Source organism: Saccharospirillum sp. (genome assembly GCF_040881935.1).
Lineage (GTDB): Bacteria > Pseudomonadota > Gammaproteobacteria > Pseudomonadales > Natronospirillaceae > Saccharospirillum.
The window spans coordinates 97,176-113,220 of the sequence record NZ_JBBECH010000038.1 but is presented as its reverse complement, the minus strand read 5'-3'; the positions used below and the strand labels follow the sequence as shown (position 1 = coordinate 113,220).

Here is a 16,045-nt window from a genome sequence, read left to right as displayed (position 1 = left end):
CTTGGTCCGTCGGAAAACTCTAAACCTGAAATTGAACCGCTTTCTCCAACAGCGGCAAGGCTCTAACCCGATACTCGCGGTTAAAGATGTCGTCTGAGGTGGGCTCCACAGTGGCGAGCCCCAAAAAGCCTGCGAAATCATGCAACGCCTGGATGGTATAGGTGAGGCGTACAGATCTTTCCGGGCTGACCACCGGATTCGGAGGGAACTCGTCCATGATTGACGGGAAGGCTTTCAAAAAGGCGCCTTCATAAAACTCTGCCGGGTGCCAAGTATCGCCATGGCGCCTGAGCATATAAAGCGTAAACGGCCAGGCGTGCTGGATAAAACGCAGTTCGTCAATGCCACTTCGGTAAGCCCAGTTGAACTCTTCTACATGGGCTCTGAACAATCTTGGGTAAACCGCGGCCAGGCCTCCTTTTGCCAGGAGTTGGCGGCATTCACGGCTGAGTATGAATTTCCCCTTATATTTACGAATCAGCCCTGCCAATTCGGCGAGTATGCGAGTGATGTGCAAGTCGTAAAAGTCGTCTTCACGGTTAATGCCACTAAAACGGGTCCTTCTCTGATATTCCTGTTCACCCCAATAGGTGAGGGCGGCCTCACGGCAAAAATTACGCGGCAAATTGCCTTTGGCGGTGGGTTTCAGGCCCTGCTCGCCAATCGTCTCTGTTAACAGGTTGAATAGCTGGAGAATAGGGGCGGTGGGTTGGGTATCGAGTACTTCAGGAAACCGGACCAGGCTGGGGGAGTCGAATGGCTGGTTGAGCATCCAGTGTATCTGCTCGGGCGACAGACCTTGAAAGTCATCGATCGAGCGCTGGTTTTGTTGTTGGGTGAGTTGGGCTACAAACGACTGTGCCTCTTCCAGAGAGTTGAATTCCTGCTTCTCAAGCGCGTTGCCCAGAGCGTCCATTACTTCAGCCGGGCCGGTGCCCCGGTTTGTATTTTCTTGCTTGCCCATACAGCAGCGTTTGAACTTGTTGCCACTTCCGCAGGGGCAGGGTTCGTTTCGGCCAACATCAGTCACCTTGATTACCTCTCGCATTGCGCGGTTGGGGATGATTGATAGTTGCCTATCATCAAGTTGGATTGTTCAGGAGCCAGCAAATTATCACATAGTCTGGCCGCCGGGTCGAAATGGTGTAGGGTAGTGTTTTCCCATATCGACTATACCTCAACTATGCTCAGCCAAAACGGCGTTGTCACCCACTTTGCCAGGAGGTTGATTCGACACAATGTTTTTGCTTGAACCGGAAAACTGGACCCTGCTGCAGGCAATGCTTGTCTTTGTCGGCTGCGCTTCGGTAATCGCGATCGCCGGTACCCGGATCACCGGTGTAGTTGACCAATTGGCCGATCGCACCCGAATCGGCGAAGCTGCTGCTGGCGCTGTGTTGTTGGGGGCGTCGACATCGCTGGGTGGGTCTGTCTTGTCGGTCACGGCAGCCTGGAATGGGCATGCTGAACTGGCGATCAGTAATGCTCTGGGTGGGATCGCCGTCCAGACGTTTTTCCTGGGTGTGGCCGACATGGTTTACCGACGCGCCAATCTGGAGCATGCCGCTGCCTCATTGCCAAACATGATGCAGAATGGCCTGCTGATCTGCCTGCTGTCGCTGATTCTGCTGTCACCTTATTTGCCAAACTACACCATCGGCGGTGTGCACCCGGTGACGCCAGTATTACTGATTGTTTACGCCTATGGCATTTATCTGGTGCGGCGTGCCTCGGAACACCCGATGTGGCGTCCATCGTTGACCCGGGATACCCGCGAGGATCAACCGGACGACGCCAATAGCAAGCTGTCCCTGGCCGGGCTCTGGTTTCGTTTTTTGGTGTTAATGATCATTCTCGGCGTTTCCGGTTGGGCATTGGAGCCAGCCGCCACGGTCATTGCCAGCAAGGCCAATCTGACGCAGACCCTGGTCGGCGTATTGCTAACCGCTATCAGCACCTCGATTCCCGAACTGGTCACCTCTGTGGCGGCGGTTCGCCGGGGCGCCCTGACTCTGGCCGTTAGCGGCATCATTGGCGGTAATGCCTTCGATACATTATTTACCGCCGCTTCGGACATCGCCTATCGGGATGGCTCGATTTATCACGCCCTGCCGGAAGACTCGATGTTCTGGGCTGCGCTGACGTTGTTAATGTCTGGCGTTCTGATGATGGGCCTGATTCGTCGCGAGCGTCACGGCATCGGTCAGATCGGAATGGAAAGCGTAGTGATCATGGTGCTTTATCTGCTGGGTGTCGCGCTGTTGCTCTGGTAGGCCCGTATTAAGCGTGCTTCCTGTTTCCAATCGCAGCCAACTACTCCCAGCCCAACTACAAAAATCCACTGACAGCATCCTCTACACCAACCTGCTACTGGTATTCGCAAAGGCTTGACCCGCTAAAAGGGCCTCCTTTACCACTTCTTTCCCTCAATACCAGCCAAAACGACCTACACTGGAGACTGGCCGAATAAACCGACAAAAGGGTGAGGGTTCGAAACCACTAAGGATGCATTTTCGGTCAAGACCGGCATGTGGTCAGGGTGACCATCCGAAGGTTAAACAAGGAGCACGTTATGACCATCAAGGCGTTCGGTTTTTCGGCCCGAACAAGGGATGGGCTGCGTCACGATCAGGATACCGAGTTGTTGCGCGCGGAGCTGTTCAGCATTGAGCAACTGAAGCGTCATGCAGTCACCCTGGGCGGTCAGCATCAAATTGACCCGCACCCCGGGGCAGACCGTTTGTTGCCACGGCTGGCAGGCAATGCGCGCGTTCTATTGGATGCTTACGACGTCGTCACGGCTGCCGCCAAGCCGGGGCAAAGAATCCTGCCGACCGAAGCCTGGTTGCTCGATAATTTCTATCTAATCGAGCAGCAGATCGGCCTGGCGCGTCGACATCTTCCGCGCGGATACAGCCGGCAGTTGCCGCGTTTGGCGGATGGTCAGTCGGCGGGTTTTCCCCGCATTTACGACCTGGCGCTGGAGTTGATTTCCCACATGGATGGCCGCGTCGACAGCGACAACGTCACCCAATTCGTTGCCGCCTATCAATCTGTTGAACCTTTGAAACTCGGCGAGTTATGGGCCTTTCCGATCATGCTGCAACTGGCGCTGCTGGAGAATCTGCGCCGCGTCGGCGTGCGCATTGCTCGACGGCGAGAGGAGCGCGATGCGGCCATCACCTGGGCGAACCGCATGCTTGACGCCGTTGAGAGTGACCCGAAACAGTTGATCCATTTACTGGCTGAGTTTGCCCATGCCGATGTACCTCTGACCGCGCCGTTTGTGGAAGAGTTTTATGACCGGCTCCAGGCGCACGGGCCCGCCATGGCCTTCGTGCAAACCTGGGTTGAACAGGAACTGTTGGAACAGGGCGTGACCGCAACGAAGCTGTCGGAAGCCGCCGGGCGGACCGACGCGGCCAACCAGATATCCATCGCCAATAGCATTGGTAGCCTGCGTTTTATCAGCGCGATGAACTGGAAGATGTACGTCGAGTCGCTGAGTATCGTCGAAAAGAGGTTATGCGAAGACCCTTCAGGCACGCATGCACAGCAGGATTTCGCGACTCGCGACCGCTACCGGCATGTTATTGAAGACGTGGCGCGGGACAGTGCCTGTGATGAAATGGCGGTGGCACGCGAGGCCATTGTTCTTGCGCAGGCAGCCGCCGCGCGACGGGGTCGGCACGACCGCAGTGCGCATGTCGGCTACTACCTGATTGATCGGGGGCGGCCAAGTCTGGAGCGTTCGGTCGGCTATCGCCCTTCGTTGTTAACCCGGGTGAAACGCGCAAGCCGTCGTGTTCGCTTGCCCCTGTATCTTGGCTGCATTCTGATACTGACGCTGCTCACGACCGCAGGCGTGCTTGCTGCGTTTGGTGGATTCGCACCCCATGACTGGCGTTATTGGTTTTTTGCGATCAGCGGGGTGATTGGCGCCTCGGCGCTCGCCGTTGCGCTGATCAATCGGGCGATTACGCTGTTTGTGCCTCCGCGGGTCTTGCCACGATTGGATTTCTCAGCGGGTATACCTGTCGCTCACCGCAGCATGGTGATCGTACCCACGTTAATTAGCAGTCGACGGGAAATCGATCATCTGCTCGAAGCCCTGGAGATACGGTATCTCGGTAATCGGGATTCCAATCTGTACTTTGCCCTGCTGACGGATTTTCGCGATGCAGCAGAGCAAGCGCTGCCGGACGACGTCGCCTTGCTCACCTACGCGCGTGCAGCGGTCGAGACACTCAACAACACCTACCGAGATGACCGGCCCTGTGTTTTCTATCTGTTTCACCGGCCGCGGCTGTGGAATCCGGTGGAGCGGGTGTGGATGGGCTACGAGCGCAAACGCGGCAAGCTCGAGCAGTTCAACGCTCTGCTCCGGGGCGAGGCCTACACGGCCTTTTCGGAGATCATCGGTGATCAATCCATTCTTGGTTCGATTAAGTATGTCATTACCCTGGATACCGATACCCAACTGCCGCGTGATGCGGCCTGCGCCCTGGTCGGCAACCTGGCGCACCCGCTCAACCGGCCGGTCTACGACACGGCCAAAGGCCGCATCGTCGAAGGCTACGCGATCCTGCAACCGCGCGCTTCAATCAGCCTGACCAGTGCCAGCCAGTCACGCTTTACCAAGCTGTTCGCCGGTGACTCGGGTCTCGATCCCTATACCCGAGAAGTGTCAGACGTTTACCAGGATGTTTTTGGGGAAGGCTCCTTCATCGGCAAGGGCATCTACGACGTTGATGCTTTTCGTCAGGCTCTCGATGGACGCTTTCCAGAGAACCTCATCCTCAGTCACGACTTACTGGAAAGCGGTTTCGCGCGTTCGGCTCTGGTGACCGACATCGACCTGATTGAGGAGCAACCGGCCAGTGTCGCCATCGAGGCGAGTCGGCGCCACCGCTGGATACGCGGTGATTGGCAGCTTGCCGGCTGGTTGCTGCCGCGCGTGCCAGGGCCACCTGGCGTGAAAGGTGCAAAGTCAAAGCGGCTGTCGAATCCGCTGTCGGCGCTGTCTCTGTGGAAAATCTTCGATAACTTGCGACGCAGCCTGGTGGCGCCAGCGCTGCTTGCTTTGCTGGTGGGGGGATGGCTTTTGAGTCCGGGCTCTGTGTGGGTGTGGACTCTTCTGGTCGTGGCGGTGGTGTTTTTGCCTACCCTGTCGTCCACCCTGATCGAGCTGATTCGCAAGCCTGCAGAAGGCGATTGGCTGATGCACCTGAGCCTGACCGGAAAAACGGCTGTTCGTCCGTTGGCACTTGCTTTGCTGAGCCTGACCTTTATGCCCTACGACACCCAGATTGCCCTGGGGGCAATTCTGCGCTCGGGCGCAAGGCTGCCGTTCACGCGCCGTGGTTTGTTACTCTGGCAACTGCCCGGCTATGCACACCGCAATGCTTGCCGGTCACTGACTGAGTTTTTGCGGGAGATGTGGATTGCACCGGTGCTCGCACTGACGCTGGCTACGGCTCTGGTCTTAATGGAGAGCCGATTGGAGGAGGCGTGGTTTGTTGTTGTCCCTATTCTGGTGCTGTGGCTGGTATCGCCTGTCCTCGGCTGGTGGCTCAGCCGGCCGCTGGTTGTCCCCAAGCCGGGCTTGAGCCTCGATCAGCAACGCTTCCTGCGTATGGCGGCTCGCCGCACCTGGCGCTACTTTGCGGACTTCGTCGGCCCGGATAATAACTGGCTGCCGCCAGACAACTTTCAGGTCTATCCTGCGCCAACTATCGCCTCGCGCACCTCGCCTACCAACATCGGCATGTCGCTGCTGGCTGATTTGGCTGCGGTCGATTTCGGTTATCTCACTGCAGGGGAATGCCTGCAACGCATCGACAACACCCTCACGGCGATGGAAAAACTGGAACGCTACCACGGCCACTTTCTTAACTGGTACGACACGCGCACGCTGCAACCGCTCCACCCGCAATACGTCTCTTCGGTAGACAGCGGCAACCTGGCCGGCAGCCTGCTGACCCTGCAGGCGGGGTTGGCTGAACTGAAAAATCAACCGGTACTGTCGGTTAGCGTGCTGCAAGGCTTGCAGGATACCCTGCAGGTGGTGGCCGATCAGTGGCCCGCCTCACCAGCCCCCAAACTGGCGGAAAACGTTCGCGTGCTGCAAGACACCCTAAGGGCCCTTTTGCTGAAGGGTCCGCCGCAGACGCTTGCTGCCGCTGTCAGTGCGCTGGACCAGATAGACCGCATCGGCGGAGCGCTGTCAGCCTCGTTGCCAGAGGACGTCGACATTGATGGAGAACTCTATTACTGGGCACGGGCCTTCGATCAGCAATTATGTGCGGTGCGCAATGAACTCGACTGTTTAGTGCCCGAGTCGTGGCAGGGCAGTGCGCTCCCGAGCCTGCTGGAACTGGCTGGCCTAAGGGGCGCCCGGGCGCAGGCACAACTCGACCTCATCGATAGTCTGGTGGATCGTTGCCGTCTGCTGGCGGAGATGGATTTCGAATTTCTCTACGATGCCGGGAGTGGTCTGCTGACCATCGGTTACGACATCAGTGAACGGCGCCGCGATCCGGCCTGTTACGACCTGCTGGCTTCGGAGGCGCGCCTGGCCAGCTTTCTGCTCATCGCGCAGGGGCAGGTACCGCAGAAACACTGGTTCGCGCTCGGCCGCCTGCTGACCAGCCATGGCGGCGACGTCAGCCTGATTTCGTGGAGCGGCTCAATGTTCGAGTACCTGATGCCGCAGTTGGTGATGCCGAGCTACCCAAATACCCTGCTGGAACAGACCTGCAAGGCGGCCGTGTCGCGCCAGATCGAGTACGGCCGGCAACGCGCGGTGCCCTGGGGTATTTCCGAATCCTGCTACAGTGCCACCGATCTTAACCATGTTTACCAGTACCGGGCGTTCGGTGTGCCGGGTCTGGGTTTCAAGCGTGGGTTGGGCGACGACCTGGTGATCGCGCCCTATGCCAGCGCGCTCGCGCTGACGGTGATGCCGCGGGAAGCATGTCGCAATCTGCAGGTGCTGGCCGAGCAAGGGTTCCTCGGCGACTACGGTTTCTATGAGTCCATCGACTACACGCCCTCACGCGTGCCACGGGGCAAGCCGCACGTCATCGTGCAGACCTTCATGGTGCATCATCAGGGCATGAGTCTGCTGTCTTTTGCGCATGTATTGCTCGACCAGCCGATGCAGCGCCGCTTCCTGTCCGATCCGCTGGTGCGGGCGACTGAATTACTGCTGCAGGAGCGGGTGCCCAAGAAAGGAAATACCCTGTACCCGCACGCGGCTGAAGTCAGTGCCGCCGCCCGTCTCCCGAGCGCAGACATCGGTGAAACTATGCGTGTGTTTACCGACCCTAATACACGACTTCCTGAAGTTCATCTGTTGTCGAACGGCCGTTATCACGTCATGGCGACTCATGCCGGTGGCAGCACCAGCCGCTGGCGTGACGTCGCTGTCACTCGCTGGCGTGAGGATGCTACCTCCGATAGCTGGGGCACCTTCATTTACCTGCGCGATCGCGATACCGGAGAGTACTGGTCGACTGCACACCAGCCGACGCTGCGCCCGGCCGATCACTACGAAGCAATTTTCGTGCAGGCGCGCGCAGAATATCGGCGCCGCGACCACGCGATCGAAGCACACACCGAGATCAGCGTATCCCCGGAAGACGACGTCGAGATCCGCCGCGTCACGCTCACCAATCAGTCGTCGCGTACTCGCCACATTGAAGTGACGAGCTTCGCAGAAGTGGTACTGGCGCCGCTGAATGCCGATCTGGCGCACCGTTCATTCAGTAATCTGTTCGTACAAACCGAAATTTTGCCCGGGCAGCAAGCCATTCTCTGCACCCGGCGGCCCCGCACGCCGGGCGAGCAGTTACCCTGGATGTTTCATTTGCTGGCGGCACCGGGTTCAGTGGCCGACGAGCCGTCTTGTGAGACCGACCGCGCCCGCTTCATTGGGCGCGGCCGTACAGCGACCAACCCGGTGGTGTTGGATGGCACAGACCGCCCGTCGACGCTGTCGAATACGCAGGGGGCTGTGCTCGACCCTTGCGTGGCAATCCGCAGCACCCTGACCTTGTCGCCCGATGAGTCGGCGAGTGTGCAGATCATTTCCGGGATGGCAGACACACGCGAGGCCGCGTTGGCTCTGCTCGAGAAATACGGCGACCGCCACTTTGTCGAGCGCGCCTTCGAGATGGCCTGGTTCCAGAGCCAGGAGGTATTGCGACACCTCAACGCAACCGAAGCCGATGCTCAGTTTTTTGGCCGCCTGGCAAACTCGGTTATTTACGGCAATGCCCTGCGCCGTGCGGCGCCTGGCATCATTGCCCGCAACCAACTGGGACAGTCCGGATTGTGGCGTTTTGCCATTTCGGGCGATCTGCCCATCGTCCTGCTCCTGATTGGTGATGTTGATCGCGTCGATTTGGTCAAACAGGTGGTACAAGCGCACGCCTATTGGCGCATGAAGGGCCTGGCCGCCGACCTGGTGATTGTTAACGAGGGTTTCTCCGGCTACCGGGCGGAGCTGCAGGACCTGATTATGGGGTTGATCAACGCAGGACCCGAAGGGCAGGTGATCGATAAACCGGGGGGGATTTTCGTGCGCCGTGCCGAAGAACTCTCCGAGGACGAACGGGTGTTGCTGCAGACGGTAGCCCGCATTGTCTTCAGTGACACCGCCGAGACCCTGGTCGAACAGGTGGATCGCCGTGTCTCGCCAGAACGTACCTCGGATCTGCTGGAACCGTCACAGCAGGCGGGCGCCAACCCGGTATATCCACTGACACCGCGCGAGCGCATTTTCAACAATGGGTTGGGCGGTTTCACGCCCGATGGCCATGAATACATCGTCACCCTTGAACCGGGACAGACTACGCCGGCGCCCTGGGTCAACGTGATCGCCAGCCCTCATATCGGCACCGTGGTCAGCGAAAGCGGCAGCGCCTATACCTGGGTGGAAAACGCGCACGAATTCCGTCTCACCCCCTGGCACAACGATCCGCTTTCAGACAGTTGCGGCGAAGCACTCTATATTCGCGATGAAGATACCGGCTCCTTCTGGTCGCCGACGCCGCTGCCTGCTGGCGGTTGCTCCGGCTACGTTTGCAGGCACGGCTTCGGCTACAGCGTGTTCGAGCACCGTGAGGATGACATAGCCTCGGAACTGTTTACCTACGTCGCCATGGATGCACCGGTCAAGTTCCTGATGGTCAAACTGCGTAACCATTCCAAACGTGCGCGCAGCCTGTCGCTCACCGGGTTCTGGGAACTGGTATTGGGCGAGTGGCGGCACGCCAATCTAATGCACATTGTTACCGAAATCGATTTGCACAGCGGCGCGCTGTTCGCCCGGAATGCTTACGGACGCGAATGTGCCAACCGGGTAGTGTTCGCGCAAACCAGCGAGCGCGAGCGATCGGTGAGCGGTAACCGTACCGAGTTCATCGGTCGCAATGGTGCGCTCGCAAGTCCAGCAGCGATGCGACGTCAACATCTGTCGGGCAGAACCGGGGCGGGGCTGGATCCATGCGCCGCGATCCAGACCCGGATCGAACTCGGTGCCGGTCAGGAACATGAGATCGTATTCGTCTTCGGTGCGGCCGGCACCGCCGATGAGGCGCGGCATCTCATCCAGCAATTTGGCGGACAGGCGGGGGCGCGACGGGCGTTGGAAGCGGTGTGGGATCACTGGAACCACACTCTGGGGGCGGTCAGCGTCGACACGCCAGACGTGGCGCTGAACGTACTGGCCAACGGCTGGCTGATCTACCAGACATTGTCGTGCAGGCTGTGGGCGCGCAGCGGCTATTACCAGTCTGGTGGTGCCTACGGTTTCCGCGACCAGTTGCAGGACACCATGGCGCTGGTTCATGCAACTCCGTGGCTCGCCCGCGAGCAACTGATCCGGCATGCAGAACACCAGTTTCTCAAAGGAGATGTGCAGCACTGGTGGCACCCGCCCAACGGACAGGGTGTGCGCACTCATTTTTCCGACGACTATCTGTGGTTGCCCTATGCCACCTGCCGTTATGTACGGGCGACCGGCGATACCGGCGTGCTCGATGAGTCCATCCCGTTCCTGGAAGGCCGCGAGTTGTATGCGCAAGAGGAGGCCTACTACGATCAGCCACAACGCTCATCTGAAGCGGCCAGTTTGTATGAGCATTGTGTGCGTGCGATCAAGCATGGCCTCCGGTTTGGCATCCATCATTTGCCGCTAATGGGCTGCGGTGACTGGAACGACGGCATGAATCTTGTTGGTAAGGATGGCCGTGGCGAGAGCGTCTGGCTGGCCTGGTTTCTGGTCGAGAATCTTAAGCTGTTTACTGGCCTGGCTCGCGACCGCAATGATCTGGAGTTTGCCGAACTGTGCAGCGCCGAGGCGGAACAACTGCGCGGTAATATCGAGGCTCAGGCCTGGGATGGCGCCTGGTACCGACGCGCCTATTTCGACGATGGCACTCCTTTAGGGTCGACCAGTAACGACGAATGTCAGATTGATTCGATCAGCCAGAGCTGGGCCGTCATCTCGAACGGGGGCGATGCGCTGCGAGCCCGCCAGGCGATGATGGCAGTGGACCAGCGCCTGGTGCGGCGCGATAAAAACATCATTCAGTTGCTCGACCCACCCTTCGACAAATCAGACCTGGAGCCCGGCTACATCAAGGGCTATATACCCGGTGTGCGCGAGAACGGCGGCCAATACACCCATGCTGCTATCTGGGCTACGATGGCGTTTGCCATGCAGGGCGACACAGAGCGCGCCTGGGAGTTTTTCGCGATGCTCAACCCGGTTAACCACGGCAGTACGCCTGAATCCATTGAACAGTACAAAGTTGAACCCTATGTCATGTGCGCAGACATCTATGGTGTGGTGCCGCACACTGGCCGAGGCGGCTGGACCTGGTACACCGGTGCGGCAGGCTGGATGTACCGGCTGACGGTGGAAACGCTGCTCGGGCTGCAGCTGGAAGTGGATCATTTGCGCATTATGCCCTGCATCCCGGCCAACTGGGATGGCTACAAAATCCACTACCGTTTTCGTGACACCCTCTACCACATAACAGTCAATCGGATCGGCGAGCCATCCGCTCAGGAAACCCGGGTGACAGTGGACGGAATTGAGCGTCCCGATGCACGCATTCCTCTGATCGATGACCTTAAGGAACATTGTGTCGAGGTAAACTTGGGCTAAAAGATATTGGCCATGAGCGCAGGCGCAATGACGAGAGTATAACGATCGACTCGAAAAGGACGGAACTCAAATACTGTGCTTTCTTTAGTGCGTCAGCGAACCGACTGACTCCTTTCTCTGGTGTAATTTGGTACTTCATCCTGAATTCCACGTCACGTGGCGATTCAGTCAATTTCCTGGCAATGTGCCTGGATAGAAAAGCAGTGATGAAGCTGTTAATCAGGATGAATCTATCCGATTAACTAACTGATTTTAAGGAGATTTATATGAAGAAGCTACAATCACTTGCCATTTATGCATTGGTCACGCCCGTTATAGCCTTTGGTGCGAGTAATTTACTGGCTGAAGAAGTTACTGATCCGAATGTTGATAGTGATCCGATGAGTGATCCTATGAACAATCAGGACGATGAGTTTTCTGGCTCCAGTAATACGGATACTACGCAAAGTGACCAAGGTACACTCGGCCAGTCTGGTATGGAAAACCGGGGTTATCTGGAATCTGCTCCAGCCAACTCCATGAATGCGAGTGACCTGATTGGCTCAAATATTACAACCGACGGTGAAGAGGAAGTAGGCTCGATCAGTGAACTCATTATTGATGAGAACGGCCAGGTCGTGGCTGTTGTTGTCGGCGTTGGCGGTTTCCTGGGTATGGGTGAGAAAGACGTAGCCATTGGCTGGGACGACGTAACAAAAACTGGTACTGGCGATAACCAGGAATTGCGGATCAGGATGACCCGTGATGAACTGAGTTCTGCACCGGGGTTTGAACGAAGCGAGTAAACTTAATCGCTAACATTCAAGGATGAATGAGCGGTAGGAGCGTAAGCCCCTGCCGCTATTGCTTGTGGTCAATACAAACGGTTAATCAGATGCCAGCGCAAAGCACCTTTTCAGTGTTTGGAGGTTAGCATGTCGTCGCGCTGGCTTTCCGCCCGCGCGGCGCCGATCGCGGATTCGACGGTTTTTACCTCCTCGGGAGGAGGCAGCACTGCTGGCAATCCGAGCGATTCAATCCACAGTTCACGGGCAAAGCCTTTGGTGTGGTAAAGGTGATGGTCTTCTTCTTTTTCCACCAAGTCGTATGCTGTCTTGAGGGCACTGGTTTCCTCGCCCTGACCATGCTTTGCCAGATGCCCAATCAGTTCCCAGTTCTGGTGGTCCTTGGTTTCCCCCAGAACCACGCACTCAGCAGCGACCAGTTGCGCCGCGGGGGCACTGCCGTGCGCTTTGGCCATTGTCATTGCGCTGACCAGCGAATCCCCAATGTGTGCCACGACATCGCGACCAGGCGATGCGGTTTCCGGCTTCAGCCCCAGCTCCTTGAACACCTTAAGCAGTATCTGCTCATGGGTTCGGGTCTGCTCAAGGTACTCCTCCCATTCTCCTTTAAGATCCTTGTTTTGCACACAGGTCAGAGCGGTTTCATAGATCTTTATGCCACCACGCTCTGTTTCCAAAGCTTGATATAGCAACTCGTGAAGTTGTTTTTTGTCGTACGATTTCTTTTCCATCAAAATCTCCTAAACACGGTTAGGCAGCGCGCCGACAGTCGGGCTGCGATAGTTTGTGGGTGGGTCGCTGTCGCGGGATGTATGTCGATGAGCCGCAATCGCTTTTATGAATGCCGAGGCGGTTTCAGCCGCATCGGCGGCGTCTGCCAGTAAGATTCCGGGGTCTTTTTCCATCACAGACCCGATACCTGATATTTCCAGTAACTCGCGTCCTGAACCCAAAGCGAGAATCGTTTTGCAGTGCAGGAACATATCGTCAATAAAAGCGAGGGTATGTCCGTTACCGAGAAGCGCCTGGATCGCGTCATTTCCATCCGGTATTACCAATGCATCGAAGAGGACGCCTGGAAAATTTTCCATAGATTTGTCCGCTTCTATCGGTTCACCGGAAGAAGCGGTGAACAGGCCCACCCGTGTTCCAACAAAATGAACGACGGCGCCTTCGTCCGTCAGTGCACCAAAGAGGCCAGCAAGCGAGGCATGGTCGACACCATCCTCAACCAAAACAGCGATCTGTCGGGTGCGGATACCGCGTTCGCCGGGTCGTGCCATTAGCGATAATGCCGGAGAAACGGTCACTTCTGGCGGTTGTGGATCGACGATAGTCTTCGGCATGGCATCGGGCACCGCCATGCCCAGGCCTAGCGCGACCTCCGCAGCGAGTTCCTGCGATACATTTACCAGCGAGGACAGCATCCGTTCGCGAATGGCAGGTACCGCGACTTTGCTCAGTTCGAATCGGAAGGCGGCGGCAATGTGTGCTTTTTCAAACTCTGTCTGACTGTCGAAGAATAAAGTAGCCTGCACGTAGTGTTCGGCAAACTTATCCGGCTTGCCGCGGACTTTATCTTCTGCACTGGCCTCGGGGAAGGAAACGAACCCCATGGTGCCTGCCTGGAAGGGGCAGCCGCCTGCCAGGGAGTTCGGCTCATAGGCAACGCGCCCGCGATTCAGCGCCTGACGGTGCATCCCATCGCGCTGGTTGTTCTGTACCTGCGCAAGGGGTGAGTTGATCGGTATTTCATGGAAGTTAGGGCCGCCGAGTCGGGTGATCTGGGTATCGGAGTAGGAATGGATTCGACCCGCGAGTAACGGGTCGTTGGAGAAGTCGATACCCGGTATTATATGTGCGGTGCAAAACGCGACCTGCTCAGTCTCTGCGAAGAAGTTGTCGGGGTTTCGGTTCAGAACCATGCGGCCGACAGGCGTAAGCGGTACCAGTTCCTCGGGTATTATTTTGGTTGAGTCGAGCACATCGAAGCTGAAGCCATCGGCTTGTTCTTCAGTGAAGATTTGCAGCCCCAGTTCCCATTCCGGAAACTCACCCGATTCGATGGCCTCCCACAGGTCACGTCGATGAAAATCGGGGTCTGCGCCCGATATTTTCACTGCTTCATCCCAGAGCAGTGAATGGGTCCCCAGAAGCGGCGTCCAGTGGAACTTGCAAAAAACGGACTGACCCTGGTCGTTGATCAGGCGAAAGGTATGCACACCAAAACCCTGCATCATCCGGTAACTGCGTGGTATCGCGCGATCCGACATTACCCACATCAGCATGTGAGTGGATTCCGGCATCAGTGAGACAAAATCCCAGAACGTATCGTGGGCGGAGGCTGCCTGAGGCATGCCGTGGTGCGGTTCTGGCTTGAGAGCGTGGACCAGATCAGGAAATTTCATTGCATCCTGAATGAAAAAGACCGGTATGTTGTTCCCGACCAGATCCCAGTTGCCTTCGTCGGTATAAAACTTCACTGCGAAGCCACGCGCGTCACGCGCGGTGTCTTTCGAACCGCGTTCACCGGCTACCGTGGAAAAGCGTACAAACACGGGGGTGACTTTGCCTTTCTCGGCGAACGGCGTTGCACGAGTGAGCTTGGTCAGCGCGTCATAGGCTTCGAAGTACCCGTGCGCAGCCGAGCCGCGCGCGTGGACGATACGCTCAGGAATACGTTCGTGATCGAAGTGGGTGATTTTCTCCCGCAGAATGAAATCTTCGAGTAAAGACGGGCCCCGTAAGCCCGCTTTAAGTGTGTTCTGGTTATCCCCAATAGAAACTCCCTGATTGGTTGTCAGCGGTCGGTCGCTTGCGTCCACTCTAACGCGTTCCAGCGAAGCGACGGTTGCGTTCTCTCCAAGCTGTGCTGCATCGCCGGTTTTCGCAGTTCCGGTCTCTTCCGTTGCGGTGCTCGCGGTCAGCGCACTGCTGCTGGGTTCTACGGTCACTCCAGGCGGTGGCGCTACTGCATTGTCGCGACCGTGCTCGAGCGCTTTGTTGGTATTAAAGGGCATCGCGGCGACGAGATCGTCGCTAGCACTGGCTTGCTCCGCGACAATATCGTTTGTTTTGAGTGCGCCGCCATTATCCTGAGATTTGGGGGATTTTCCGTCTTTGCTTTTTACTCGCGATGACCGATCTGGTTGCTTGTTCCTGGCCATGGTTGTTCTCCGGGTGAGTGGGGAAAGGGTCGATCAATAAACCGCTCGAAGCGCTGTTTGTTGACGATTTTCATACCACTGGCCAGAGCTGTCTGTGCGAAAACGAACGCTTGGATTGCTATGGGCCTGATTCGGTGCTCCAGCGTCGTTTACGGTCAGTTTGGCAACGCACCCTACCGATTACCTTTCTTTCGCTGCCTTGTGGTTAACCCGATGCTGAGTCATTCCTTAAAGTGGACAAACAGCGATTACCCGATTACTTTCGAGAAGCCCCTTTTGACCCGCTGGAGCGGAAGATGAGCCTGATACCGGATCTTGAATGGAGTGTTGTTGCACTGCATATTCGCGACTTGTTGTACGCCTATATCCTTGCCCTGCCGATTGGATGGGACCGAGAAAAACATGAACGTACGGCAGGCCTGCGTACCTTTCCCCTGGTCGCTGTTGCCGCCTGCGGCTATATGCTGGTCGGCCTACAGGTGCTGAGTTCAACGGATGCAGAAGCACGTGTCATGGAGGGTATTATTACCGGTATAGGGTTTATTGGCGGCGGTGCCATCCTGAAGAATGTCGTGAATGGTGAGAGTTTTGTTTCCGGAACTGCCACCGCAGCAAGCCTGTGGTTAACCGGTGCAATCGGGGTATCCGTAGCTACCGGGCGACTCGAAATCGCGCTGATTCTGAGCGTTCTCACCTTCTTTACCCTGCGGGTCATGACCCCTGCAAAAGCGCTGCTGGGGTCATCGCGAGACAAGCGGGACTGACTCGCTTTTCCGGTCCGAGAAGTCGCTGGACCGTGATGCGCCGGAGGTTTTCCAGGCGACAGTACACCGGCGCGGCTGACGCCGCCCGGTGACGTTGCTTGAAACATAATGTCTGAAACCAAGTGCCTGGAACTAGCTCAGGAAAGGTTT

At 57.3% G+C, this 16,045-nt stretch carries 7 protein-coding genes; 4 read left to right on the top strand and 3 right to left on the bottom strand.

The genetic code is table 11. From position 1 onward, the window contains the following. Positions 1–19: 19 nt before the first annotated feature. The gene (locus tag WEB54_RS06265; RefSeq protein ID WP_368054272.1) at positions 20–1,048 is read right to left on the bottom strand and encodes a YecA family protein; all 1,029 of its coding nucleotides are present in this window, start codon (positions 1,046–1,048) and stop codon (positions 20–22) included. A gap of 190 nt (positions 1,049–1,238) precedes the next feature. On the opposite strand from WEB54_RS06265, the gene WEB54_RS06260 reads away from it, so the two are divergent. The 3 genes from WEB54_RS06260 (at position 1,239) to WEB54_RS06250 (ending at position 11,964) form a co-directional block, all read left to right on the top strand. Further along, positions 1,239–2,273 (top strand): sodium:calcium antiporter, encoded by a 1,035-nt coding sequence (locus WEB54_RS06260; RefSeq protein WP_368054270.1) that lies wholly within the window; start codon positions 1,239–1,241, stop codon positions 2,271–2,273. Between the two features lie 299 nt (positions 2,274–2,572). Beyond that, entirely contained in the window at positions 2,573–11,179 is an 8,607-nt protein-coding gene (locus WEB54_RS06255; RefSeq protein ID WP_368054268.1) for a glucoamylase family protein, read from the top strand. 266 nt (positions 11,180–11,445) lie between these two features. After that, positions 11,446–11,964 (top strand): PRC-barrel domain-containing protein, encoded by a 519-nt coding sequence (locus WEB54_RS06250; protein WP_368054266.1) that lies wholly within the window; start codon positions 11,446–11,448, stop codon positions 11,962–11,964. A gap of 110 nt (positions 11,965–12,074) precedes the next feature. On the opposite strand, the gene WEB54_RS06245 is transcribed toward WEB54_RS06250, so the two are convergent. Together WEB54_RS06245 and WEB54_RS06240 are read right to left on the bottom strand one after the other, a co-directional pair. Continuing rightward, a complete protein-coding gene (locus tag WEB54_RS06245; protein ID WP_368054264.1) occupies positions 12,075–12,695 on the bottom strand; it encodes a hypothetical protein in 621 nt (206 codons plus the stop codon). 9 nt (positions 12,696–12,704) lie between these two features. Next, positions 12,705–15,131: a catalase gene (locus WEB54_RS06240; RefSeq protein WP_368054262.1), complete on the bottom strand. Its 2,427-nt coding sequence runs from the start codon at positions 15,129–15,131 to the stop codon at positions 12,705–12,707. Between the two features lie 296 nt (positions 15,132–15,427). On the opposite strand from WEB54_RS06240, the gene WEB54_RS06235 reads away from it, so the two are divergent. Further along, positions 15,428–15,895 (top strand): MgtC/SapB family protein, encoded by a 468-nt coding sequence (locus WEB54_RS06235; protein ID WP_368054260.1) that lies wholly within the window; start codon positions 15,428–15,430, stop codon positions 15,893–15,895. Positions 15,896–16,045: the final 150 nt, after the last annotated feature.